The sequence below is a fragment of the Paenibacillus sp. OK076 genome (genome assembly GCF_900110055.1).
In the GTDB taxonomy this organism is placed as follows: Bacteria; Bacillota; Bacilli; order Paenibacillales; family Paenibacillaceae; genus Paenibacillus.
In genome coordinates, this window is sequence record NZ_FOCH01000001.1 from 1,116,859 (window position 1) to 1,142,571 (window position 25,713).

The window sequence follows — 25,713 nt, forward strand, 5'->3', positions numbered from 1 at the left end:
ATGAAGCGAATGGTTCTTTACATGCTGCTGGCTGTATTGACGTTCGGTATATTACCGGCACATACTGAAGCATCGCCAATAAATGGAGCTTATCATTTTGGCTTCAAAAAAAGCCAAAACGGACAGTTGCCTTCCATTGATCAGGAAGGATTTAAGGAGATATTGCAGCATAACGATGCCATTTTCCTGGGGGATACGAAACAGAAAGAGCTGTTTCTAACGTTTGATAACGGCTATGAAAATGGGTTCACGCCAGCTATATTGGATGTTCTGCGTGATAAGAAAGTGCCAGCTGCTTTTTTTGTCACCGGCCATTATCTGAAAGACCAGCCTGAGCTCGTGAAGCGAATGGCGGCAGAAGGCCATATTGTGGGTAACCACTCCTGGAGCCATCCCGATATGACCCGAGTTTCCAATGAAAAAATAAGAACAGAACTTGATCAGGTACGATCTGAGGTCAATCGGTTGACTGGACAGCAAGCGACCTTCTTGCGGCCACCACGTGGCATTTTTAACAATCGGACGCTTGCAGAGAGCCACGCCCAAGGTTACGTTAATGTGTTTTGGTCCGTTGCCTATAAAGATTGGGATACCAAAGTGCAACGTGGGACAGATTATGCACGTCAGCAAGTTCTGAAACAGCTTCATCCGGGAGCAGTCATTCTGCTTCACTCTGTGTCGAAGGATAACACGGAGGCGCTCGCCTCCATTATTGATGAGGCACGTAAGCAAGGCTATGCGTTCAAAAGTTTGAATGACCTGAAAACAAAAAGTTATTAAGGTTACATGGTTACCATCGAAAAAGGGCATCCTGAGCTAGGATAAATAGCTTGGGATGCCCTTTCTGGCTTGATTTTTGATGGTTTTAACGGACGTAATACTAATTATTAAGGAAACATGTTGTGTGATGAAAGGACTTTTATAGAACTGTGTTATAAATAATGCCGATCGTTTTGGGACCACAATGACTACATATAACGCAGCCAGCCGTAGTCAATTCCACTCGTGCTCCGGTTTGCTCCTGCAGAGACTTCTGTAAATCAAGCGCGTCTTCCTCGGCCATGGTATGCACAACGATAACGAGATCGCGGTCAATCTGTTCCTTATGGCTAAGTGTGTTTTGCAGCATTTGTTCCAGCGCCTTTTCCCGTTTGCCACGGACTTTGTACGCAGGAGACATCTTGCCATCGGCTACACGAATGACGGGACGAATTTTGAGCAGACTGCCAATCAGGTTTTGCATGCCAGAGCAGCGTCCACCTTTGTATAAATACTCCAACGTATCGATAACAAATTCAGTCCGCACATTCGGTTTGATGGCTTCGACGAGTTGTGTAATCTCCGTCAGGCTCTGCCCTTTTTCTGCTGCATGAACTGCCTTCATGACCATTAGGCCAATCCCGGAAGAAAGATTCAGAGAATCCACGACAGAGATGCGGCCTTCCGGAAATTCGGAACTGGCCAATCTTGCATTTTGGTAAGTTGACGAAAGTTCAGAGGACAAGCTGATATATAAGATATCATACCCTTGTTCTATGTAAGGTTGAAATGCCGTCATGAAATCAGCAGGTGAAGGTGCAGCCGTTTTGGGCAGACGCCCATCTCTGCTTACACGTTCATAGAGCTGTTCCGGCTTCATTTCAGCACCGTCCTTCAGTGATTCCTCACCGAACACGACATATAAAGGGATGATACCGATATCGTGCTGCTGGATCCATGCTGGGGCCAGATCACTTGTGCTGTCCGTGAAAATTTTAATTCGCGACATGTCAATCTCCTTTGGATACGAAAATTTGGCAATAGAATGGATCATATGAATCCAGTTGAGGTGGATTAGTGTTACTTCACTATCATTTTTGTGGAATGAATGTCAAGCGGATATAAGCTTTTACATCATATAGATACCAGCAATAATAAGTACTGCAAACGCCAGAATCATGACTCCGCTGAGAATGGTTCCGATGATAGCAAAGACTTTTTTTCGATTCTTGAGAATTAGCCCAATCACACCGAGAATGAGTCCGGCGAGATTAAGAACCAAACAAACAAGAACAGCCAGAGAAGCCAGAACAACTGCTGGATGTAATGCAATCTCTTCCACTTGAATCGGTGTGGTTACGACGCCAACTGCACTGTTGATAGCCATCGTAGCAATAAATAAAGTCAGCATGTAACCAATGATTGAGACCAATCCAATCACAAAACTTGCAATACCAGGCCCGGAATGTTTCAATCGATCCATGGATGGATCTTTCAGGTCGGAGGGGTAAGGTGTAAACAAATTATCATGATTGGGATCTGAATAATCCGCAGCGGAACTGGATTCGTAAGGATGGTGACGATTCTGGTTATTTTGATTATCCATAAATGGTTTATCCCTCCCTTAATCGTGGTCATGAGTGTAATTAACCTAATCCGGGTATTATGATTCCCATCAAGAGAATGAAGGCATTCCTTTTTACTTTTCCATAAAAATCGATAAAAATCAAGGTTTCACGCCAGTTTTCGTCGATTTTGAGGCAAAAGCGAAGCAAAGTATATATAACCAGACATATAAATGCCTTCACATCGTAGCTGGCTGGTAAACACTGCAAGGATTCGTTAAAATGAATAGTTGAGAGATGAATTAAGGGAGAGAAGGCAAATGCAACGGAAATGGATGATGCTTGGTGCTGTACTGACAATGCTTTCTGTAGCTATTGGTGCGTTTGGTGCACATATGCTCAAGGAAAAAATTGGTGCAGATGCCATAGCCGTGTATGAAACCGGAGTGCAGTACCACATGATACATGCAATCGGATTGCTCATTATTGGTCTTACAGCGGGTCAACTTGGACCTTCTACCAAGCTCAAGTGGGCAGCACGCTTGCTGTTTATCGGAATTATCATATTCTCGGGCAGTTTGTATGTACTGAGTATTTCAGGTATTAAAATATGGGGAGCCATCACGCCAATCGGCGGGGTAGCCTTTATTGTCGGATGGTTGTTATTAGCAATAGACGTATGGCAACGTGGAAAAGATCGCTAATGATGATTTACAATGCTTGGGCGTAGATTAAGGATAACTAACGATGTGCCAACTCATTGTTACGTGAATGAACACCTAAAAAAGCAACTTGCCTGGGAAATGTTATGGAATTCCCCCGTAAGTTGCTTTTCGTTTGAATGTTCATGGAGTTAAAGAAACTCATCAATTTCATTGGTTCGGAACGTATACACTTGTTTTTCATCCACATGGTAGACGCTTACAACACTGGTATCCCGATCAAAATTCAAAATGCGGCATGGAATGCTCTGATGCCTGCCATTTTTGTTGTTCACAACGATCCGAGTAAGACGGTTTTCTTTGATAAGGGTATCAATCCATACATCGAATGAATTTCCGTTGGTAGTGTTGGATGCTTCAGTTGAAGGAGCTTTCTGGGAAGCAGATGTATCGATTTCACTTTGTGGTGTGACTGGAACGGTTGAAGCCGTCGCTTGATTTGGTGATGTGCTTTTTTGTCTTGCATTGGATTGTGATTTTTTTCTTTCTTTATGAAGAAAGGCGAATGAGTCCTTTTTGGACTGCAGTGTCACTTCAATAATTTTGCCAAGCTCTATGCCGGATTGAATCCGGAAGTCCGCAATTTGTTCCTCTTTGTTTATGAACTCCAACAGGGACTGCAGTGCCAATGCATTCGAGCGGCTCTTAATAAGAATATCGACATTGAATAAAAAGCCGATTTCTTCTTCGTTGGATAAGGTTTCTTTCATTCATCCCAGCCCCGTTAAAAGATATGTCAGCAAAAAACATGCTTCAATACACTATATCATTAAAATGGCAATAATCATAGTGCTGGAGACATAGAAAATGAGGGGAACCCCTTAGGCTAATTCAAGTAAAACCATATGCATTTCCAATCCTTTTCCGCAGGTGTCCACACCGCTATCCAGAATGAGGCATACAATTATCGTGACCTGCGGAACGAGGAGGTGTATCGGGAAATTATGGTGACGATGGAGCCGATTGTGGTTGGAGAACATGTTCTGGTCGGGGTAGAGGTAAAGCTGCCAAAAACGACATTACTGACGATTAATACATCCAAAGGATATATCATGTGCGGAGCACTGGATGTGGGATTACTTAATGAGAAGCTTGGGGATCGCAAAATTATTGCAGCTCGGGCGGTTGGCGTGCGCACATTGGAACAGCTGCTGCATGCACCTATGGAGTCGGTGACCACGGAAGCCGAAGCTATGGGCATTACGGTTGGCATGACGGGTGTAGAAGCATTGCTCAAGATGATCTAAGTCCAAGGGTGATTACAGATGATTATGGATGATCAATCCCTTTATCAAAGTCGACTTTTGTGACACCAGTACTCATCTCAACGTCGAATACATCTGCAACTACAAAAAAAGGGCTCCCCATTGGGAAGCCTTTTTTTGTACACCATCCTACACTAGCGCTAAAACTTATTTCCACTAATTAAGCTTCATCCTTGGAGAACAAGGCAGCGAGATTCTCTTTGAAGGGAGCGCGAACGACGCCTTTTTCCGTAATAATGGCCGTTACATATTCGTTAGGAGTAACGTCAAACGCCGGGTTGAATACTTTCACACCTTGTGGTGCCGTACGTTTGCCAAAACCTTCAGTTACTTCCTCGGCAGCCCGTTCCTCAATCGGAATGAGATCGCCGGATGGTGTAGACAGGTCAATGGTGGACAGTGGGCTGGCAACATAGAATGGAATATTGTGCGCTTTGGCAAGGACCGCTACGCTGTAAGTTCCGATTTTGTTAGCCACATCCCCATTGGCAGCAACGCGGTCAGTACCCACGATAACGGCCTGAATCCAGCCTTTGGACATGACCATGCCTGCCATGTTGTCGCAGATCAAGGTAACGTCAATACCAGCTTGCTGGAGCTCGAAGGCCGTAAGGCGTGCACCCTGAAGGACAGGGCGGGTTTCGTCTGCGAATACTTTCAGGTTGATGCCGCGCTCGTGAGCGAGGTACATCGGTGCAGTCGCCGTTCCGTATTTTGCGGTTGCAAGTCCGCCTGCATTACAGTGGGTAAGTACACCCATACCGTCTGCGAACAAAGGAAGAGCGTTTTCACCGATAAGGCGGCAAACTTCTTCGTCTTCTTTCTGAATCAAGAGAGCTTCCGCTTCGAGAGCAGCATTGCTATCTTCGATGCTTGCACCGGATTCAGCGAGGTCACTGGCTTTTTGCATCATGCGATCCAGCGCCCAGAACAGGTTAACAGCCGTTGGACGGGAAGTGGCAAGGTGAGCACAGATGGATTTTACGTGATCCAGCCAGCCTTGTATGGCAAGTCCGTCATATGCTTTGGCACCTAGTACGACGCCGAATGCAGCAGCAATCCCGATGGCGGGAGCGCCGCGTACTTTCATCGAGTGGATGGATTCCCATACTTCTTCGGGCGTGTATAGTTTCAGCATAAGAATTGTTTCAGGCAGCAGACGCTGGTCAAGCATTTCAAGCTTGTCCTGTTTCCATATAAGAGAGGACAGAGGCTGATGTTCAGGGGTTGTCATGGATGTTCCTCCGTTCCTTGAGTTAAGCCGTATCATTCTTTGAGTCAGGCTTTAATAGAAGTAACCGCTGTAGCTACTGTATCTAGAAGTTCACCAATGGTATTCAGATTGCGATTACGCTTGATAAGTGCTTTACCGATTGCCAACGCTTTGCGCTGAGCACATTCACGTTGTGTTGCATCTTCAATCGTATCGATATCTGCGACATGCGCAAGTCCAACGATACGGCGGACCATTTTCGCGCCGGCAAAGCCAGCAGAATCTCTGAATAATTGTTGTACATAAAGATCTTCGTATCCAGGCGCCTTAGCCATAGGATCAACCAGGTCGGAAGTCCACAAACCACGGAAGCGGGATTCAAATTCAGTCCACACGTCACGAACCATATCCAGCAAAATCGTTTCACGCTCATGAAGAGCCTTCTGCTCCTGAATTCGACCTGGCAGCGAGGCGTAGTGGAGAAGCAGATTAGCAAGCACGGCTCCTACATCAAATCCCATTGGACCGAAATAGGCAAATTCGGGGTCAATGACTTTCGTGGATTCAGGTGTCACAAAAATACTGCCTGTGTGCAAGTCACCATGAAGTAGGGCTTGTCCATGGGTGAGAAATTTCTCACGCAGCAAAGCTACTTCAAGATGAAGTTCTCCATCTGTACGAAGTGCTTCCGCCTCATCTTCAATAGAAGCCTCATAATTATTTTTCTCCGCAATGCGATACGGTTCATCAAAGATCAGATCCTCGGTTATTTTACATTGATCCGGATTGACGAATCTGCCCTGTTTCTCTTTCTTCAATTGCTGGTTCATGCCAAGATCTGATGTGAAAAACAATGTTCTCGCCATGAACTCCCCGATATGTTCTGCAAAAAGAGGATATGTTCCGCCATCGATGAGGCCTTTACGCATAATCACATGATCGCTCAAATCCTCCATCACGGTTAAGGCGAGATCATCATCATAATGGTACACTTCGGGCACCATTCCCGGACATAAACGATGCTCTTCCTGCAGGATTTCCCGTTCAATTCTGGCACGTACCAGAGACAATGGCCATGATTCTCCGACCACTTTCGCATAAGGAAGAGCTTGTTTGATAATGATACTTTTATCGGAGTTCTGATCCGTGATATGGAAGACCAAATTCAGATTGCCGTCACCGATCTCACGACATTCCAGATTCGCATCTGCCTCAAACGGACCCGGTATTGTTTTGGCCAGTTCGATTGCATCTTGGGGTGTTAAAGGGCGATATTGGGACAAGAATGCCACCTCCATATATATGAAGAAACAGGAAAACCCACTTCTTTGCTTGGTATATGTCAGTATATCGGAAATAACTGTGCTTTTGTACCCTTTTTTTTGAGACAGCCTATGCCGAACTTGTTTCGAACTTCCGGTGTACGGGTAAAAACAAATAGGCCGGACGGTTGACAGAAATACCGCCGACAAGGCTTCCCACCACTTGGTGGTGCCGAAATGTTAAATCTCTGTCATTTACATTCAGGTTGACCTGAATCAAGTGAATGTCAGACTAATTTTATAATAAAAGGATGGGATTAAGATGGCTACAAAAAACAAAACAAATCAAGCAAAATCGGTGGAACAAGTACTTAATCGTCAGGTGGCAAACCTGAACGTCCTGTATGTTAAAATCCATAACTATCACTGGTATGTAAAAGGACCTAACTTTTTCACGCTGCACGTGAAATTCGAAGAATTCTACAACGAAGTGACTGTACAAATGGATGAAATCGCTGAACGCATTCTTACCCTCAAAGGCAGCCCTGCAGCTACAATGAAAGAATATCTGGAGTTGTCCTCCATTCAAGAGGCCGCTGGTGGCGAAGATGCCAACACAATGGTACAGAATCTGATCGAGGATTTTGCTACATTATCGAACGAGTACCAAGAAGGTATTGAAGTGGCAGAAGCTGCGGAAGATCAACCAACATCCGATATGCTGACAGGCTTCAAGGCTGATCTGGAGAAACATATGTGGATGCTTCGCTCTTTCTTGGGCTGATTCCACCTTCACTTACCGAGTTTGCTGCCTTATAAACATACATTTACTCCACCCTAACTTTCACGTTGTCAGGATAGCGCCCAGCGTCTATACTGCTGACAAGACTGACTTCGGGGGGAGAACTTATGATAGGCACAACTGTACCCGCATTAAAAGAATGGGCCTCCGCAATCAAAGCACTGGAAACGGGTCGCCAGATTATGGTGATGCGCAAAGGCGGGATTGTGGAGGAAACCCGACGTTTTGAGTTGAAAAGTCCAGCGTTCTATCTGTATCCGACTTATGAACATCAGCGTAAAGAACTGATAAAGTCCTCTGATCATTTCTATGTTGAGGAATCACTGGCCGACTGGGTGCCTGAAGCTTCGACGATCCGTCTCACAGCGTATGCTGAGGTGACACAGGATTTGGAGATCAGAGATCAGGAGATGCTGGATCGACTTCTTGACTTTCATATGTGGACTGCGGATTTTGCCGAAGACCGCCTAAAGTGGAAACGCAAAGATCCACTCCATGTATTGATACTCCGAGTGTACCGTTTAAAAGAACCGATGGAGATTCCCGTATTACCTGAATACAACGGATGCCGTTCATGGATTTCCATTCCGAATGGTTCGGTGCCGTGCGAAATGACGCCGGTGGTGGACGTTGCGGATTTTGACGAACAGGTACAGAAGATTAACGAGACGCTCAAAATGTAATGTTATTTATCGAAAGGACTTGTCCATGATATGGATAGGTCCTTTTTCGGTTGAGAGGAGCAGATTGGATAAAAGATTGAATCCCTGTGATTTTTCTCACTGTCTATTTATGACGAAGAAGTTTTGTCATTTGATTCAATCTTGCTTTTATTATAGAATCAGATAGAATAATGTTTCCTGTAAGGGACAAGAGTTCTTAGGAAATGACTTGATAATCATTGAGAATCAGTTTAGAATTATTCTAAAGTGATTCTTGCTTTGGAGATTGGAGTACAGGAGAAATTCAGGGGAAGCCCTGTTCAGATATTAATAGGTGCTTTTTCGTTTTCGACAGTAAACATCAATTTAATCAATGGAGGGAAACAATACACATGGCTACGAATTTCGTCATTGAAGGTCTGAAAGCGACGATCGAAGGTAAGGAAATCCTAAAAGGCATCAACCTGGAAATGAAAGGTGGAGAAATCCACGCAATCATGGGTCCGAACGGAACTGGTAAATCAACTCTGGCTTCTGCACTTATGGGGCACCCTAAATATGAAGTAACAGAAGGTACGATTACACTTGATGGTGAAGATGTACTGGATATGGCTGTAGACGAGCGTGCTCGTGCAGGTCTGTTCCTGGCTATGCAATACCCAAGTGAAATTGCTGGTGTAACGAATTCTGACTTCCTGCGCAGCGCAATCAATGCACGTCGTGGTGAAGGCAACGAGATCTCTTTGATCAAGTTCATTCGCCAAATGGAAGGTAAAATGAAAGAACTCGACATGAATCCTGAGTTTGCTCACCGTTACCTGAACGAAGGTTTCTCCGGTGGTGAGAAAAAACGGAACGAGATTTTGCAAATGATGCTGCTTGATCCAAAAATTGTAGTACTCGATGAAATTGACTCCGGTCTGGATATCGATGCTCTGAAAATCGTGGCAAACGGTGTAAACGCAATGAAGAGCGAAGATCGCGGATTCCTGATCATCACTCACTACCAACGCCTGTTGAACTACATTACTCCTGACTATGTACACGTAATGATGCAAGGTCGTATCGTGAAGTCTGGCGGACCTGAACTGGCTCACCGTCTGGAAGCTGAAGGATATGACTGGGTTAAGGAAGAGCTGGGAATTACAGATGAAACTGTAGGTCAAGAAGCGTAAAGACAAAACGGAGGAGGATAATCAATGACTACACAAACAATTCTTCCGGTTGAATCTGAAGCGCTTCGCGCCTTGTCGGAGAGCAACAATGAACCCGGCTGGTTGACCGAGCAGCGGCTCGAAGCCCTTAAGCTTGCAAGTGGGCTTGCGCTTCCCAAACTGGAAAAACAAAAAATCGAACGCTGGAATGTCAGCGAGTACGGCACATACAAAGCTAGTGAAGCGATTGCTTCCCTTGAGGAAGTACCAGCTTCCATTAAAGATCTGGTTAAGGACCAAGCGGAAGGCAGTCTGGTTATCCAGCGTAATTCCGGTGCGGTATATTCCAAGTTGTCTGCGGATCTTGCAGCAAAAGGAGTTATCTTCACAGATCTGGCGACAGCAGTTCGCGAACATAGTGATCTGGTAAAACCTTATCTGAATACAGCTGTAAAAGCAGATGAGCATTCCCTTGCTGCACTGCATGCAGCACTTTGGAACGGTGGGGTATTCCTCTATGTTCCGAAAAACGTAGAGATTGAAGTTCCGCTGCAAGCGGTACTGCTCACAGATGATGCTACTGCAACGTTTGCACCGCACGTGCTTGTCATTGCTGAGTCCAACAGCTCCGTTACTTATGTGGATAACTATGTATCTGGCGAACTGTCTTCACCTGTATTCCATAACGGTGTTGTGGAAGTATTCGTGAAAGCTGGTGCCAAAGTTCGTTTCGCTTCGGTTCACCAACTGAGCACGAATGTTACTGACGTATCTTTCCGCCGTGCAGTGGTGGAGAATGACGGTTCGATCGAGTGGATCGTTGGTGAGATGAACAACGGTGATACTGCAAGCAACACGATGACGGTTCTTAAAGGAAATGGCTCAAGCTCCGATTCCAAAGTGATTGCAGTAGGTTCCGGTTCCCAGAAACTGAACTACACAACAGAAGCTCGTCACTTCGGCAAAAACACGCCAAGCCAGATGATTACACGTGCAGTTATGCGTGAAGAGGCTTCTGCAATTATTAACGGAATTACGAAGATTGAGAAAGGCGCTACCAAAGCGGACGGTCAGCAAACAGAGAAAGTACTGATGCTGAGCCCGAAAGCGCGTGGAGACGCCAACCCAATCCTTCTCATTGATGAGGATGATGTAACAGCAGGTCACGCGGCTTCTGTAGGTCAAGTCAATGTGGAGCAAATTCATTACTTGATGTCGCGCGGGATTAACCGTACGGATGCGGAACGCCTGATCATTTACGGCTTCCTGGCTCCGGTGGTGGCGGATATTCCTCTGGAAGCACTGCGTACCCAATTGCAGTCTCTCATCGAACGGAAACTGGGACAATGAACCCGGCTATCCGCGAGCAGTTCCCGATCCTCCACCAGGAAATCAACGGACACCCGCTTGTATACCTAGATAACGCAGCGACTTCCCAGAAGCCGCTGGCTGTAATCGAAGCGATTAAACATTATTATGAATATGAGAACTCCAATGTGCATCGTGGTGTTCATACGCTTGGAAGCCGTGCAACGGATGCTTATGAAGGCGCACGCGAGAAGGTTGCCAAGTTTATCAACGCCCGGCGTACACAGGAGATCATTTTCACCCGTGGGACAACGACTGCTTTGAATTTGGTGGCTTCGTCCTACGGACGCGCAGTCTGCAAAGAAGGCGACGAAATTGTTATTACGCAGATGGAACATCATAGCAATCTGATTCCATGGCAGCAGGTCGCCAAGGAAACAGGAGCAACATTGAAATACATTCCGCTTCAGCCGGATGGCAACATCGATTTGGCTGATGTGGAGAAGACGATTACGAACAATACCAAAATTGTAGCAATCGCTTATGTATCCAATGTTATGGGTGTTGTTCATCCGGTAAAACAAATCGCTGAGATTGCACACCGCAAAGGTGCTGTCATCGTCGTGGATGGCGCACAGAGCACACCACATATGAAGGTGGATGTGCAGGATCTGGACTGTGATTTCTACGCATTATCCGGCCATAAGATGTGCGGACCAACCGGGATCGGTGCACTTTACGGCAAAAAGGCGCTGCTGGAGTCCATGGAGCCGGTTGAGTTCGGCGGTGAAATGATTGATGATGTTGGTCTCTATGAATCCAATTGGAAAGAGCTTCCTTGGAAATTCGAAGGCGGAACACCGATTATCGCAGGTGCGGTAGGATTGGGTGCAGCTATCGATTTCCTGGAGCAGATTGGCATGGATGAGATTGCTCATCATGAAAGTGTGCTGGCAGCTTATGCAACGGAACGTATGGCCGAGATTGACGGACTGACCATTTATGGACCAGCCAAGCGTCATGTCGGAGTGGTTACATTTAACCTCGGTGATGTACACCCGCATGATGTGGCAACTGTGCTGGATGCGAGTGGCGTAGCCATTCGTGCAGGACACCACTGCTGCCAACCGCTGATGCGCTGGCTGGAAGTCAGTTCAACAGCTCGTGCCAGTTTCTATCTATACAATAACGAACAAGATGTGGACCGGCTTGTCAGCGCCTTAATCCAGACAAAGGAGTATTTTGGCGATGCAACTTGATGATCTGTACCGGCGTGTCATAATGGACCACTACAAAAATCCGCGGAACCGCGGAACGTTTGATAATGAAGCTGTCACGGTGAATTTGAACAATCCAACGTGCGGCGACCGGATTTCACTGCAACTTTTGCTGAAAGACGGAATCGTTCAGGAGGCCAAGTATACGGGGGAAGGTTGTTCCATCAGCATGTCCTCGGCATCAATGATGACCGAGGCAGTCAAAGGCAAAACGATGGATCAGGCACTCGACATGGCTAACCGTTTTTCCTCACTGATGAAAGGGGAAGAAGTCGATTTCGACGATTATGAAGATCTCGAAGCCCTATCCGGTGTGAACAAGTTCCCTGCACGCATCAAATGTGCCACATTGGCCTGGAATGCACTACGCAAAGGAATTGACGAAGAGGACAATGTACAATAACGATAGGGAGGTAGAGCAAGATGGCTAAAAAAGCACCAGAAATGGAAGAGTATAAATATGGTTTTCGCGATGAACACAAATCCATCTTTCAAACCGGTAAAGGTCTGACTGCAGAAGTCGTTACCGAAATTTCCAAAATCAAGAACGAACCGGAGTGGATGTTGGAATTCCGTTTGAAATCCCTGAAACAATTCGAAAAAATGCCGATGCCTAAATGGGGCGGAGATCTTGACGGATTGGATTTCAATGATATTCAGTACTATGTTCGTCCTTCTGAAAAACAAGGGAAAACATGGGAAGAGGTTCCTTCCGAAATCAAGGAAACTTTTGATAAACTGGGTATCCCTGAAGCGGAACAAAAGTTCCTCGCAGGTGTATCGGCTCAGTATGAGTCCGAGGTTGTATACCACAACATGCAAAAAGAATTGGAAGATCAGGGCGTAATCTTCATGGATACGGATACTGCACTTAGAGAGCATCCGGAAATCCTGCGTGAATATTTCGCAACGGTTATTCCACCAGCAGATAACAAATTTGCTGCTTTGAACAGTGCCGTATGGTCCGGAGGAAGCTTCATCTACGTACCTAAAGGCGTGAAATGTGAAGTGCCTCTGCAAGCTTATTTCCGGATTAACTCCGAAAATATGGGACAATTCGAGCGTACACTCATCATTGCGGACGAAGACAGCTTCGTTCACTATGTAGAGGGCTGTACAGCTCCGATCTACAGCACGAACTCACTGCACAGTGCGGTCGTTGAGATTATCTGTAAGAAAAATGCCCGTGTTCGTTACACAACGATTCAAAACTGGGCACCAAACATCTACAACCTGGTTACGAAACGTGCGGTTGCTGAAGAAAATGCAACGATGGAATGGGTCGATGGCAACATCGGTTCCAAACTGACGATGAAATATCCAGCCGTTGTACTGAAAGGCCGCGGAGCTAAAGGTTCGGTTCTGTCCATCGCTGTAGCTGGTAAAAATCAGCATCAGGATGCAGGCGCGAAAATGATTCACTTGGCTCCAGATACAACATCAACCATTGTATCCAAGTCGATCAGTAAACATGGTGGTAAAGTAACCTACCGTGGTCTGGCTTCCTTTGGTCGCCAAGCGGAAGGTGCAAAATCCAATATCAAATGTGATACGCTCATTTTGGATAATGAGTCCACATCTGATACGATTCCTTACAATGAAATCATGAATGATAACATCATGCTGGAGCATGAAGCTACAGTATCCAAAGTGTCTGAAGATCAGCTCTTCTACCTGATGAGCCGTGGTTTGACTGATGCAGAAGCAACACAGATGATCATCATGGGCTTTATTGAACCGTTCACGAAGGAACTGCCGATGGAATATGCGGTAGAGATGAACAGATTGATCAAGTTCGAAATGGAAGGCAGTATCGGTTAATACCGCTGCAAAACAAAAGATCGAGGGATTTTCCCTCGGTCTTTTTTGTTGTGCGGAACAGCTGCTCGTGTATGCGAATATGAAATGATTCAGAATACAAAATTATACATTTGATTTATTTTCTCGTAACACTTATTACATATATTTAAATGGAATTAAATATGAGGAGGGATAGTTTGATGAGACAACGAGTAGGGAAAAGAACAAAGGCCTTATTATTGTCAGCATTGGTTACATTCAGCATATTACCCCTGTATTCCCCTGCTGTACATGCTGCTGAGGACGGAGTGTTCTCTGGTTCGTTCAATATTCTAAGTTATAATGTAGGAGGTCTCCCCAGTTTCGTTTCCAGTTCCAAGCCCCAAGAGTATACGGAGCAGATTTCCCCCAAGCTGAACGATTATGATATCATTAATGTGCAGGAGGATTTTAATTACCATAATCAATTAATTTCGCAAGTGACCCTGCCTTATTTGACTCAAACTAGTGGGGTAGCGGGCTTTGGAAGCGGGTTGAACAGTTTATCCCGGTATCCGTTCCGTGATTTGAAAAGGGTTACCTGGAATAAGCGCTCCGGCCTGTTTGACAATGGGAGTGATGAGCTGACGCCCAAAGGCTTCACCGCAGCAACCTATGAGATTGCACCTAACGTGAAAGTGGATGTATATAATCTGCATGCAGATGCAGGTGATGATGATAAATCGCTTGAGGCCAGACGTGATAACATCAAACAGCTGTCCGATTACATAAAAAAGAACTCTGAAGGTAATGCGGTCATTGTATTCGGCGATACGAATACTCGTTATACCCGCGCTTCGGACAACATCGAGATGCTGCTGACGGATAATGGATTGCATGATCCGTGGATTGATCTCGTTCGGGGTGGAAGCATTCCTGCAGACGGAGATGCCCTCATGGATTCTGGCAACGTCAATGGCCCCAGTTATGAAATTGTTGACAAAATTTTATATCGTGGAAGCAGAGCTTTAACGTTGAATGCCGCAAGTTATCGTGTGGAGGATCAAAAATTCGTTGATCCGTCTGGAAATCAACTTTCCGATCATTTTCCGATTACAGCGAATTTTGTATACAATGTTTCCCCTGAATATCGACTCAGTTCTACCATAGGAGGGGTAGGCGGGACTGGGTTTAATGACTTGGACCGCATCCCTGATGTGCAGCCTGACTCAATTGTACTGGACACAGGCAACCGTGTTGACGGTATTACGACGTTGTATCGAGATGGAACGAGTCTGACCCATGGAGGAAAATCCAATACTTCCACACTGAATCTCTCTAATGGTGAATATGTAACACGAGCAACGATCAGTCAGGGGACACGAAATGGAGATAAACGAATCTTTCACCTTGAATTAATGACCAATCTGGGTAATAAAATTGCAGGGGGTCAAAAGACTTCAGAGCAGATCATTTTGGACGCGCCTGCGGGATGGTATATTGCCGGGTTTTATGGAAGAGCCGACCAGGAGATTGATCAGCTTGGAGTTATTTATAAGCGTGTCCAACCTTAATTTTACGTTTAGAACGATAGAGGACAGATTTACTGTAACTTGTCTATAAACTATAGCACCGCTTGGAATATGCATTATTGGAAAAGACCGCAGGGTTTGGACCAATAAACATTCTGAGCGGTTCTTTTTTGTAATAAAATAAGATCAATAGCACAAGCCATTTACTAGATTTAAGCATCTAATGATAGAAAAGGATGTGAACACATGAGCATAAATCCGTTCAAGGGATATCGGATTACAAGTTCATTTGGCTACCGAATTCATCCTATTTCTGGCGGACATACATTTCATCGTGGCATCGATCTCGTCACAGAGCCATGGAATGGGCCCATACATGCATTTATGGACGGGACTGTACGTTTTGCCGCAGAAGGGGCTACAGGCTCAGGATTTGGGGGTTACGGGCTTACGGTAGCGGTACAGGATCACAGGGGCTACTTGCATTGTTACGCTCACCTTTCCCGAATTGCAGTAAAAGTTGGACAACAAGTGAAACAAGGGCAGCTTCTTGGCAACCAGGGAAGCACAGGGGAAAGCACGGGCCCGCATGTGCATTATGAGGTTCGCAAAACGAGCTCCCCTTCGTATGGATACACAGCTAGCGAGAATGGTGTTGTTGATCCAGGAATCTACTTGCAATCTGAATATAGTTCAACGGTTGAAGAACAGGAGGGGACCCCAATGACGACGGAGGAAAGAGAGCGGTTAACAGCAATGGAGAAGATGCTGGAATCCCAGTCGGCCTGGATACAGCAGCAGAAAAGCATTTCCAGTATGGCTTGTCCGTCCTGGGCAGAGGAAGCTTATCATTATTACCAACCCTATATAATGAACGATACGGGCAGTTATGATTTTTGGAGAATGCTTGTCATCATGTATCGCAAGGAGAAGGGCATAAAGATCTCTTCCGGTTCCTCAAATTAATGAACAGATCAGGAGTATGCGCGAAGCTTGATTTAGGAAAAAGCAGGCAGACAACCATTTATTGAATGTTGCCAGTTCGCCCGGTTCAACCAAACGCAAATATCATATGTTAGGGTATACCTGATGAAGAGGAGGCAATCACATGAGCGAGGTTGGATATGGCTGTGGTGGCAACGTAGGCGGCGTAGGCGGATACAATATGTTCACCAACACAGGTGCGATCTTGGTACTGTTCATTCTGTTGGTTATCATCACAAAAGCCTTCTGCGTTTAAACTCATATGAGCGAAATGAAATACCAAAAGGGAAGCCTTATCGGCTTCCCTTTTTTACGTGCATACCATGTAAAAGTGTAAAAATGTGTTCTTGAGTATGGTTCCTCTAACGCCTGCTGCGCATTGAACTGAATGCTAATCTTACTGGATATAAATTTCAACGATAGCTACATCTCTTTCCTTCGCTAAATCGATGAAGGCTGTAGAGGTCTGAACGAGTGGGCGGAAATAATCCGCAGGGTTGTTCAGGACAATCAGACCGGTTTCGCCAGTCGTGAGCAGAACCCTTTTGCCAATAAAATTGGGTAGCATATGTTTAATGAGTTCCTGCGTAACTTCAGCATTCAACTGACCGAAGCTGAGGCTGTACAATTCGCATAGCACGGAGATGAGCTCTTGCTTCGTCTGATACACCCGATTGGTCGTCATCGCGCTGTACACATCGGCTACAGCCGTTATACGGGCAAATGGATGAATCTCGTCGCCTTTCAATCCGTAAGGGTAGCCACTTCCATCTTCGCGCTCATGATGTTGAAGGGCAACGGTTGCAAGAATCTCGTCCTGAGTGGACTCTTTGACAATCTCATAACCATATAACGTATGTTTCTTCATTTCTTCGAATTCTTCGGGCGTTAACTTGCCCGGCTTATGTAACATTTCAGAAGGAATCTTGGATTTACCGATATCGTGAAGATATCCTGCTTTGGCTACGGTTAGACATTCCTCAGGGTTATATCCCATCCAGCTGGCGATATAAAAAGCGAGCATTCCGACTTGTAAGGAATGGTTGTAGGTGTAGTCGTTATCCCCGTCAAGCATCAGCAGCAGGGAGACAACGTCCTTTTGTTTTTCAAGCTGTCCTGTTAGGGTCATCAAAATCTCATCGACCTGAGTCTCATCAATAAAACCCTTCTCCATCGCTTGTTCAAACAGAGATTCTGTACCTTTGATCGTATCGTTAAACAGGTTAGTTAACAGACGGGTTTGATCGGAAGGTAAGGTTTGTGCATCAGAGTGTAGGTCAGATGTTGTATGCTCTACATCTGCATAATCGATTCCATGCTGCAGCAGCTTGGCAATATCATCGTCGCTGAGTGTGGAACCTTTCATCAGCATGTGGAGACCCGAACTGTTGTACACATCATTTTTTAACAGGTCGCCAGTTTTAAGATCAGTAACATGCACTCTCACGTATAAACCACCTTTTCCTCGACTAATATCGACACATGTCATTATAATAACAAGAAAAAAATGGGTTGACAACGACTTATTTACTAATTTCGTCACCTGTTCAACAGGTCGAATGACTAGTTATTTAGTTGTCTGTGGGGTTCCAGGGTCCTAGTTGATGACCTTTCCATTCGGAACCATCTTCCCATATTTCTTTTTTCCAGATGGGGACAGTCTGTTTGAGTCTTTCGATCGCGTAACGGCTTGCATCGTAACAGTCACTGCGATGGGGAGAGGAAACAGCAATAACAACGCTGATCTCTGCTACGTCGACCTTCCCAATCCGATGGCTAATCGCACATTTTACGCCTGGCCAGCGCTCATTGATTTCCCTACCGATCGCTGCCATCTGAGAAAGTGCCATAGGTACATAGGCCTCATATTCAAGATGAACCGTTCGTTGCTGTCCGGTCATTTCACGGGTGGTCCCAACAAAGGTTAGTGCTGCTCCATGGTTTGCTGTGATGACGAGCTTCGTTGTAGCTTCCACGGACAGTGGGGACTGGGTGATCAGGAATAATCCGTCATCCGTACGATGCTCAGGATGGGCTGAGCGATGTCCGTCACCATTCAAATGGGTACCCTCTCCTCCTGACACAGGGGGAATTAAGGCGAGTTCATCCTGAGCCTTAATTATAATATCGGCAGAAGCATACTGCTGGTTTACTGCCAGAAAAGAAACACGTATTTGAGCAGCCGCTTCAGGGTAAGCAAGGCTCAGTTTTTCTTTTAATTCCACTGGAGTCGGATCTGTTCCGGGGTAATCATATTTAAGCAGGGATGTGCCCAAACGTTCAGCGATGCCTGCAAATAGTTGAATTGTTAATTTCATGGGAATAACTCACCTCTTTTTAATCTCTAAACCCTATAAATATATCATAACGACGCGGAAAATGTTATGCTTGTCCATTAGAGGAATGTACGTTATAAACGATAAGAGGGAGGCGGTGTGATGAGCACCAAGAAGACGCAAACATTAACGATATTACACACCAATGACATCCATAGTCATTTTGGCTCCATGAGCTCCATCGCCGCCATGATCGGACATGAGAGGGAACAGGCTGGGGAATTTCTGGTCGTGGATATCGGAGATCATATGGACCGGATGGCTGTGGAGACGGAGGGTACCCTCGGGGCAGCCAACGTGGATGTCATTAACCTGACCGGTTACGATGCGATAACGATCGGGAACAACGAAGGACTAACTTTTACACCCGAACAACTGGCGCAGTCTTACTCTGGACTTCTGTGTCCTGTTGTATGTGGAAATGTGGTAGACCAGGCTACAGGCCTGCCACCAGTCTGGATGAAATCCTCTCTCGTTTTGGAGAAGGGGCCATTTCGCATTGGTCTGCTTGGTGCTACAGCACCCTTTACCGCGTTTTATGAATTGCTGGGTTGGGATGTATTGGACCCGGTAGAGACGCTGCGTGAGCAGGTTGAAGCTCTGCGTGCTCAGGTGGATGTAGTCGTTATCTTGTCCCATCTGGGGCTTTCCACAGATCGCAGATTGGCCGAACAGATCCAGGGCATCGATGTCATTCTGGGTGGACATACACATCATGTACTGGAAGAACCCTTAGTCATTGGTCAGACGGTGCTTGGAGCGGCAGGCAAGTTTGGTCAGTGGCTTGGTAAGGTGGTACTGGAGTGGGAATATGAAGCGAACGAACTTACATTAGTGAGCAGCGGCTGTGTTCCAGTCCAGAACATGTTGCTCGAAGAGAGCGTATCGCTGGCTATAGACACACACCGGACTGAAGCTGAGCGTGCGCTTGGTCAAACAGCCGTGATTACGGACAGGACGCTGACCATTGATTACGATCATGAGTCTCCGTTTGCGTCATTGCTTGCCCAGGCTGTTCGTCAGTTCACTGGGGCAAAGTTGTCTCTTGTTAACGCCGGGCAGCTTCTTGGAGATCTTCCCCAGGGGAATATTACAAAGGGAATGTTACATTCCCTATGTCCATCTCCCATTAATGCCTGTACAATATGCTTGAATGGAGTTCAGATTCGGGAGGCTCTGGAGCAGTCCCTGTTGTCAGAGTTTTCGCGTAAACCGATTATCGGGTTTGGATTCCGCGGGGATATTTTAGGAACATTGTGCATGGATGGAATGGATGTGGAGTATGATCCCCATTCGCCTCCATACGAGAAAATCCGTGCCATATATATTGAGGGCGAGCCGATTCTTGATGAACATGAATATGTGGTAGGAACACTCGACATGTTTACGTTTAACGTAGGTTATCCGTCTCTTGCTCTTGGAACGGATACATCGTATCGACTTCCTGAATTCATACGTGACCTGCTTGAAACGGAATTAAAAAGGCCAGGGGCGCTGGACGACAGCCTGCGATCCCGTTGGCACGAAATCTAACAAGTACTTGCCTTCTGCTGAAGCGGCGGCTAGTGGAAATTACATCTACGGAGCGGGAGAGGATAGGCTGTGCGTTTAGTACATATAAACCTATTGCAGCCTGGCATGAAGCTGGGGAAACGAATTTATAGTGAAGAGGGTTTGGTTCTGCTCAGTGAGGGAGTAGAGCTGACCAGTCGGTTGATTGGACGTCTGAAGGATCTGGGGATTGGATATGTGTATATATCTGATGCAGCAACAGAGGATATCATTATTCCGGATATGCTGCAGGAAGAGACCAGGCGCAGAGCGCTAGTAGAGATCAAACAGCAGTTTCAGAGTATGTCGGGTCTCAAAACCAAAAGCCGGATCCCACACTTCGGAAAAGCACTTAGCGGGATAATGAATACGATTCTGGAGGACATTGGCAGTCAGAAGGAAGCAATGATTATGCTGATGGATATGAACGCCAGTGATTTTGACCTATATAATCATTCTCTCAATGTATGTGTGTATACGCTGGTTCTTGGTGTGGCATCGGGCTATACTCGGCAGCAGTTAATGGAGATTGGACTTGGAGCTCTGTTGCATGATATCGGTAAAACGCAGATCGCTCCAGAGATTTTGCACAAGCCTGCCAAATTAAGCGATGAGGAATTTAAAATCATACAGCAGCATACTACATATGGACATCGTATTCTCAAAGACGAACCGGGTATACCGCTCCTTGCTGCCCATTGCGCATTACAGCACCATGAACGGATTGATGGCAGCGGCTATCCTTTTGGCTTGAAAGACAAAGAGATTCATGAGTATGCCAAATGGCTGGCTCTTGCCGATTCGTATGATGCGATGACAACCAATCGGGTGTATAAACAGGCCTTGCTGCCACATCAAGCTGTAGAAGTATTATACACGGGTTCAGGGACACTTTATGAACAGCGAATGCTGGAGAGGTTCCGTGACTGTGTAGCTATTTATCCTTTAGGTATTTCCGTAACGCTAAGTACGGGGGAGATCGGCGTTGTTGCAGAAATCCATCCCCGCGTTCCGCAACGACCACGCATTCGTGTGCTCAAGGATGCTTACGGCCAGACATTAAGTGCACCCTACGAGATCGATCTGTCCACAGCGTTGTCTGTTATGATTACAGGTGTTGAAGGTGTGGAAGACGCTACGCCAGCTTCAGCGCGTGGCGAATTATTTTGATATCCTGACGTCTAATGGAGCATAGATCAACGCTCATATCGTAATATCGTGGCCGAGCTGGCCCGATATTACGCGGGCGTTTTTTGTCATGTAATGGACAGAGCATGCTCATGCCAGAGTACAGGAAATTGTGCTATGATTAAAGATAACTCCAAAAGATGAAGACGGGGTATGTTGTAAATAAAACTTTTTAGGTTAATAAAAGGAATAAGGTGAAGAACAATGACCATGCTAAACTCAGGATCGGTAGAGCCGATGCCTTTATCGCCGACTAATGATCCTTGGGATCCGATCGGCTCTTTGCGTACATATGGACGCCATGTGCTGACCAGTGTAGAAATGACCGTGACTCATCTGTGCAATATGCGCTGTGAGCATTGTGCGGTAGGAGATATGTTAACGATGCGTGAAGCACCAGCGCTTCCGCTGCCTTTGATGCTTAAAAGGCTGGATGAGGTGGAGCACCTTCAGACCATCAGTCTGACGGGCGGTGAGCCGAGCTTCAGCCAGAAGACTGTGGATGAGATGATCATTCCGCTCCTCAAATATGCCAAGGAACGGGGCATTCGTTCCCAGATCAACTCGAATCTGACCCTGGATTACCGTCGCTACGAGCAGCTTCTGCCTTATCTGGACGTTATGCATATCTCATTCAATTATTTGAATGCCGATGACTTTCACCAAGTCGGGTTTGCCAACAGTGGTAGACCTGTAAAGCGGGAAGTCGCGGTGAAGATGTATGAGAAAATGATTGAAAATTCCCAAAAACTCAGTGAAGCAGGCATGTTTATCTCTGCGGAGTCCATGATTAATTTCCGTACCCATGACAAGCTTGAGGGCATTCATCAATTGATCCGTGAGATGGGCTGTGTGCGTCACGAAGTGCATCCGATGTATAATTCGAATTTTGCTTCTTCGCTGCCAGTGCTTTCCCTTGATCATATGAGAACGGCTATTCACCGTTTGTTGGATGTGCGTGACAAGGATATGTGGATGCTGTTTGGTACACTTCCGTTCTTCGCATGCAGTGCAGCAGAGCAGGATCGCGAACTGATTAACCGACTATACAGCGAGCCTAAAGTGACGGTTCGTAATGATCCCGACGGTCGTAACCGCGTCAACGTCAACATGTTCACCGGGAACGTGTATGTTACCGATTTTGCTGACATCCCGGCGTTTGGCAACATCCGTGACCGGAAGCTGGATGATGTATTCCATGAGTGGTCAGCGGAACATCCCTTGAATCAGACAGTGAACTGCCATTGTGATGCTGCTTCTTGCTGCGGTCCAAATCTGCTGGTGGCAGATATGTATTATAAAGGTGTGGATTTCAAATCGAGAAAAGCAATTACACGTTGATATTCCAGGTGTATTCCTGAAATAGATCAAAAAGGGGAGTTTCGACTTGGGTATTCATACCGAATTTCATCTCGGGCAGTTGGTATTTAATCTGGTCTGTGTGTTTCTGCTCGTATTTTTGAATGGCGTATTTGTCGCAGCGGAATTTTCTCTGGTCAAAGTTAGACAAACACGCCTCACTCAATTACAGAGTGAAGGGAATAAGTTGGCTGGTTATGCACTGAAGGTGAATGGTAAATTGGATGCCTATCTATCGGCAACCCAGTTCGGAATCACGCTGACATCACTGGGGCTTGGTTGGCTCGGTGAACCAGCCATTTCCGAATTGCTGGTCGAGCCTCTGATGTTCAAGCTTGGTGTAACGGATACAGGACTTATATCCACGGTATCGGTCATCATCGGTTTCTGTATCATTACGTTTTTGCACATTGTGCTGGGTGAGCTAGCGCCCAAATCTCTGGCGATTCAAAAAACAGACGGAGTGGCTTTGCTGCTATCGGCACCGTTGCTGTTATTTTATAAAATTTTCTTCCCATTCATCTGGGTACTGAACGCTTCAGCCAATGCACTGCTGCGCTTGGCAGGCATTGAACCCGCCAGCGAAGGGGAGGCTCATTCGGAAGATGAGCTTCGCATTTTGATGAAGCAAAGTGCGAAGAGTGGTGTCATCGACAAGGATGAAATCAAACTGATGGATAACATCTTTGATTTCTCGGACATGCTGGCACGTGAAATTATGCTGCCACGTACGGATATGGACTGTCTGTATACTCATATGTCGCTGGAAGAAAACCTGAAAATTATTAATGCAACGAAGCATTCCCGTTACCCTGTGGCTGTTGAGGATAAGGATGAGATTATCGGATTTATCCACATTACCGATTTGCTTCTCGCTGAACCAGACCAGCAGCATGATCTGGCTGCGCTTGTTCGTCCCATTCTGAATGTTCCTGAATCGATGGAGATCAGTCATGTACTTCGTCTGATGCAGAAAAAGCACTCCCAGATGACATTGGTGGTTGACGAATACGGCGGTACAGCCGGCTTGCTGACTGCGGAAGAGATTTTGGAAGAGATCGTCGGTGATCTGTATGATGAATTTGAGGACGAACGTCCACATATGGAGCGCAGTGGAGAAGCCTTTTCCATCGATGGTCGTTCCCTGATTGAAGAGGTTCATGAATGGACCGGTGCTGTCATTGAGGATGAGGAAGTCGATACGATTGGCGGCTGGCTGTTCAAGGAATTGGAAGGCAGCGCGGTCAAAGGTAAAACACGGGAGCAAAACGGTTATGTCTTTGAAGTGGAAGAGTCCACCCGTCTCCGAATTACTCGAGTGAAGGTATATAAGCGACCTGCTGATGAAGAAAATAAGGTGGAATTAGGAGAACAGGAACCAGCCTCCTTACAGGATGGTAATCGTGAACGTAACAGGGACTGAGTTTTGATGAAATAATCATCGATACATAGGGTCCCCATATCCATTGAAGTGACCTTCGGAGACTGCCCAGCGGGGTGAGTCGTTCGAAGGTCTTTTTTTGCGTTCAGCTAAATTTGGGATTAACTTGGGGACAGCGACATATGGTTATAGAGACGGGAAATGAAAGCTTGTAATGATGGGATGTTAAATGTACCAAATCAAAGATGAAGGAGGCGTTGTTCTGTGTCAGATCCGCAGCTTCGTGCTTACGCCCCTTTTGTGGGCCCGTTTGATCCATGTCCACCGAAGACGATTCGCACGTACCTGGTTCCTCCGCAATTGTTTATCCCATTTCAGCCGATGGGCTGGCCGCAGTACAGTCCCGCAGAAGCCTTAAGAATTGGAACTTTGTGGCCTGCTTTATACAGTCCGTATACACCTGCGAGCTCGAAGGGAAGGAAGGTGGAAGCAGATGGAACCTGAAGCACCCAAAGCCTGTGATGCAAAATACTATGAGCTGCTGGAGGAACTTCAGGCCCTGGATTTTGTATTGGTTGAGCTGAATCTGTATCTGGACACCCACCCGGGTGACTATCAGAGCATTGAGCAATACAACAAATTCAGCCAGGAGCGGATGAGGGTGGCACATGAGTTTCAGCAATTGTACGGACCGTTGATGAACTTTGGGCATGCTTTCTCCAAATATCCGTGGGAATGGTCCCAGACGCCATGGCCTTGGCAAGTGTGAGATAACATCCTCGGGTTTCCTTGCAGTCATTCCAGGCCGGGAGCTCGAGGGATCGTAACAGATTGGATTTGATATAAAAAAGGAGGCGTCTGCATGTGGGTGTATGAGAAAAAATTGCAATATCCCGTTCGGGTTAGCAAATGTGATCCTCATATGGCGAAATTGCTGGCGGAACAGTATGGAGGCGCAGACGGAGAACTGGCGGCTGCCCTGCGGTATTTGAACCAGCGGTATACAATTCCGGACAAGATTATCGGGCTGTTGAACGACATAGGCACGGAGGAATTTGCTCACCTTGAGATGATTGCCACCATGATCTACAAGCTAACAAAGGATGCAACGGTGCAGCAGCTGGAAGAAGCGGGGCTTGGGCCAAACTATGCTCAGCGTGATTCTGCTTTGTTCTATACGAATTCTTCGGGTGTGCCATTTACAGCAGCCTATATTGCCTCGAAGGGAGATCCTATCGCGGATTTGTACGAGGATATTGCAGCGGAAGAGAAGGCACGGGCTACATATCAATGGTTAATCGATCTGACGGATGATGTGGATCTGCAGGATAGTCTCAAGTTTCTGAGGGAACGGGAGATTGTGCATTCCTTGCGTTTTCGTGAGGCAGTCGAGATTCTGAAGGATGATCGGGAGACGAAGAAGATTTTCTGAAAAGGACAACATATCGACCTCATTGCCGTTCTCTGCCAAGGGAACGGTTTTTGCAATGAAAGGCACGTTCAGAGCATGCTCCTCATTGGTTTTGAGTGAATGGGAATGCGATGTTATCCAGTAATAATTATCATTTCAAATATAAAATAATAAAAAACAGGACCATCCTTTTTTATTTAAAA

27 protein-coding genes are annotated in these 25,713 nt (G+C 46.1%); 20 read left to right on the top strand and 7 right to left on the bottom strand.

Features of this window, described 5'->3' with window-relative positions; genetic code table 11:
* Entirely contained in the window at positions 1-780 is a 780-nt protein-coding gene (gene pdaA, locus BMY78_RS05155) for a delta-lactam-biosynthetic de-N-acetylase (RefSeq protein ID WP_090895311.1), read from the top strand.
* Positions 781-919: 139 nt separating this feature from the next.
* Here the strand turns inward: pdaA and BMY78_RS05160 are convergent, their stop codons facing one another.
* Together BMY78_RS05160 and BMY78_RS05165 are read right to left on the bottom strand one after the other, a co-directional pair.
* Entirely contained in the window at positions 920-1,768 is an 849-nt protein-coding gene (locus BMY78_RS05160; protein ID WP_090895314.1) for a DegV family protein, read from the bottom strand.
* A gap of 120 nt (positions 1,769-1,888) precedes the next feature.
* Positions 1,889-2,365 (bottom strand): hypothetical protein, encoded by a 477-nt coding sequence (locus tag BMY78_RS05165; RefSeq protein ID WP_090895316.1) that lies wholly within the window; start codon positions 2,363-2,365, stop codon positions 1,889-1,891.
* A gap of 279 nt (positions 2,366-2,644) precedes the next feature.
* Between BMY78_RS05165 and BMY78_RS05170 the strand changes: the two genes are divergently transcribed.
* Complete coding sequence (locus tag BMY78_RS05170) at positions 2,645-3,028, top strand: DUF423 domain-containing protein (protein WP_090895318.1); 384 nt, start codon at positions 2,645-2,647, stop codon at positions 3,026-3,028.
* A gap of 149 nt (positions 3,029-3,177) precedes the next feature.
* Here BMY78_RS05170 and BMY78_RS05175 read toward each other — a convergent pair whose 3' ends face one another.
* Complete coding sequence (locus BMY78_RS05175) at positions 3,178-3,756, bottom strand: hypothetical protein (protein ID WP_090895321.1); 579 nt, start codon at positions 3,754-3,756, stop codon at positions 3,178-3,180.
* A 234-nt stretch (positions 3,757-3,990) separates the two neighbouring features.
* Here BMY78_RS05175 and BMY78_RS05180 point away from each other — a divergent pair, with 234 nt between their 5' ends.
* A complete protein-coding gene (locus tag BMY78_RS05180; RefSeq protein ID WP_017689545.1) occupies positions 3,991-4,293 on the top strand; it encodes a YunC family protein in 303 nt (100 codons plus the stop codon).
* 178 nt (positions 4,294-4,471) lie between these two features.
* Here the strand turns inward: BMY78_RS05180 and mtnA are convergent, their stop codons facing one another.
* Positions 4,472-5,545, bottom strand: coding sequence for an S-methyl-5-thioribose-1-phosphate isomerase (mtnA, locus tag BMY78_RS05185; protein ID WP_177185660.1), 1,074 nt, complete (start codon positions 5,543-5,545; stop codon positions 4,472-4,474).
* A gap of 44 nt (positions 5,546-5,589) precedes the next feature.
* A complete protein-coding gene (gene mtnK / locus BMY78_RS05190) occupies positions 5,590-6,807 on the bottom strand; it encodes an S-methyl-5-thioribose kinase (protein WP_090895326.1) in 1,218 nt (405 codons plus the stop codon).
* A 301-nt stretch (positions 6,808-7,108) separates the two neighbouring features.
* Between mtnK and BMY78_RS05195 the strand changes: the two genes are divergently transcribed.
* The 10 genes from BMY78_RS05195 to BMY78_RS33070 all read left to right on the top strand — a co-directional run bounded on the left by BMY78_RS05195 (position 7,109) and on the right by BMY78_RS33070 (position 16,540).
* Positions 7,109-7,570, top strand: a complete 462-nt coding sequence (locus BMY78_RS05195) for a Dps family protein (RefSeq protein ID WP_079345979.1) — start codon at positions 7,109-7,111, stop codon at positions 7,568-7,570.
* 125 nt (positions 7,571-7,695) lie between these two features.
* Positions 7,696-8,271, top strand: a complete 576-nt coding sequence (locus tag BMY78_RS05200; protein ID WP_090895329.1) for a DUF1802 family protein — start codon at positions 7,696-7,698, stop codon at positions 8,269-8,271.
* Positions 8,272-8,642: 371 nt separating this feature from the next.
* A complete protein-coding gene (gene sufC, locus BMY78_RS05205) occupies positions 8,643-9,425 on the top strand; it encodes a Fe-S cluster assembly ATPase SufC (RefSeq protein WP_090895331.1) in 783 nt (260 codons plus the stop codon).
* 24 nt (positions 9,426-9,449) lie between these two features.
* Positions 9,450-10,754 (top strand): Fe-S cluster assembly protein SufD, encoded by a 1,305-nt coding sequence (gene sufD, locus BMY78_RS05210; protein WP_090895334.1) that lies wholly within the window; start codon positions 9,450-9,452, stop codon positions 10,752-10,754.
* The gene (locus tag BMY78_RS05215; RefSeq protein WP_090895337.1) at positions 10,751-11,971 is read left to right on the top strand and encodes a cysteine desulfurase; all 1,221 of its coding nucleotides are present in this window, start codon (positions 10,751-10,753) and stop codon (positions 11,969-11,971) included. The genes sufD and BMY78_RS05215 overlap by 4 nt, the downstream gene beginning before the upstream one ends.
* Positions 11,961-12,392: a Fe-S cluster assembly sulfur transfer protein SufU gene (sufU, locus tag BMY78_RS05220; RefSeq protein ID WP_063564289.1), complete on the top strand. Its 432-nt coding sequence runs from the start codon at positions 11,961-11,963 to the stop codon at positions 12,390-12,392. The genes BMY78_RS05215 and sufU overlap by 11 nt, the downstream gene beginning before the upstream one ends.
* Before the next feature lie 20 nt (positions 12,393-12,412).
* Positions 12,413-13,810 (top strand): Fe-S cluster assembly protein SufB, encoded by a 1,398-nt coding sequence (gene sufB, locus BMY78_RS05225; protein WP_062319997.1) that lies wholly within the window; start codon positions 12,413-12,415, stop codon positions 13,808-13,810.
* A gap of 179 nt (positions 13,811-13,989) precedes the next feature.
* The gene (locus BMY78_RS05230) at positions 13,990-15,342 is read left to right on the top strand and encodes a jacalin-like lectin (protein WP_177185661.1); all 1,353 of its coding nucleotides are present in this window, start codon (positions 13,990-13,992) and stop codon (positions 15,340-15,342) included.
* A gap of 204 nt (positions 15,343-15,546) precedes the next feature.
* Positions 15,547-16,266: a M23 family metallopeptidase gene (locus BMY78_RS05235; protein ID WP_090895341.1), complete on the top strand. Its 720-nt coding sequence runs from the start codon at positions 15,547-15,549 to the stop codon at positions 16,264-16,266.
* Between the two features lie 142 nt (positions 16,267-16,408).
* On the top strand, positions 16,409-16,540 hold the full coding sequence (locus BMY78_RS33070) for a YjcZ family sporulation protein (protein WP_208642727.1): 132 nt from the start codon (positions 16,409-16,411) through the stop codon (positions 16,538-16,540).
* A gap of 141 nt (positions 16,541-16,681) precedes the next feature.
* Here BMY78_RS33070 and BMY78_RS05240 read toward each other — a convergent pair whose 3' ends face one another.
* Positions 16,682-17,731 (bottom strand): HD-GYP domain-containing protein, encoded by a 1,050-nt coding sequence (locus BMY78_RS05240; protein WP_090895343.1) that lies wholly within the window; start codon positions 17,729-17,731, stop codon positions 16,682-16,684.
* Positions 17,732-17,855: 124 nt separating this feature from the next.
* Positions 17,856-18,602 (bottom strand): molybdenum cofactor biosynthesis protein MoaE, encoded by a 747-nt coding sequence (locus BMY78_RS33610; RefSeq protein WP_090895345.1) that lies wholly within the window; start codon positions 18,600-18,602, stop codon positions 17,856-17,858.
* Positions 18,603-18,722: 120 nt separating this feature from the next.
* On the opposite strand from BMY78_RS33610, the gene BMY78_RS05250 reads away from it, so the two are divergent.
* From BMY78_RS05250 to BMY78_RS05280, 7 genes are all read left to right on the top strand, one after another.
* Positions 18,723-20,153 carry a bifunctional metallophosphatase/5'-nucleotidase gene (locus tag BMY78_RS05250; RefSeq protein ID WP_090895346.1) on the top strand — a complete coding sequence of 477 codons (1,431 nt, stop codon included), beginning with the start codon at positions 18,723-18,725 and terminating at the stop codon, positions 20,151-20,153.
* Between the two features lie 69 nt (positions 20,154-20,222).
* On the top strand, positions 20,223-21,341 hold the full coding sequence (locus BMY78_RS05255) for an HD-GYP domain-containing protein (protein WP_090895348.1): 1,119 nt from the start codon (positions 20,223-20,225) through the stop codon (positions 21,339-21,341).
* A gap of 222 nt (positions 21,342-21,563) precedes the next feature.
* Positions 21,564-22,700 (top strand): radical SAM/CxCxxxxC motif protein YfkAB, encoded by a 1,137-nt coding sequence (gene yfkAB, locus BMY78_RS05260; protein WP_090895350.1) that lies wholly within the window; start codon positions 21,564-21,566, stop codon positions 22,698-22,700.
* A gap of 52 nt (positions 22,701-22,752) precedes the next feature.
* A complete protein-coding gene (locus BMY78_RS05265) occupies positions 22,753-24,141 on the top strand; it encodes a hemolysin family protein (RefSeq protein WP_371129148.1) in 1,389 nt (462 codons plus the stop codon).
* Between the two features lie 222 nt (positions 24,142-24,363).
* Positions 24,364-24,603 (top strand): spore coat associated protein CotJA, encoded by a 240-nt coding sequence (locus tag BMY78_RS05270; RefSeq protein ID WP_063564296.1) that lies wholly within the window; start codon positions 24,364-24,366, stop codon positions 24,601-24,603.
* The gene (locus BMY78_RS05275) at positions 24,593-24,868 is read left to right on the top strand and encodes a spore coat protein CotJB (RefSeq protein ID WP_063564297.1); all 276 of its coding nucleotides are present in this window, start codon (positions 24,593-24,595) and stop codon (positions 24,866-24,868) included. Before BMY78_RS05270 ends, BMY78_RS05275 begins: the two co-directional genes overlap by 11 nt.
* Positions 24,869-24,961: 93 nt before the next feature.
* Positions 24,962-25,531, top strand: coding sequence for a manganese catalase family protein (locus BMY78_RS05280; protein ID WP_090895354.1), 570 nt, complete (start codon positions 24,962-24,964; stop codon positions 25,529-25,531).
* The last annotated feature ends 182 nt before the right edge of the window (positions 25,532-25,713 follow it).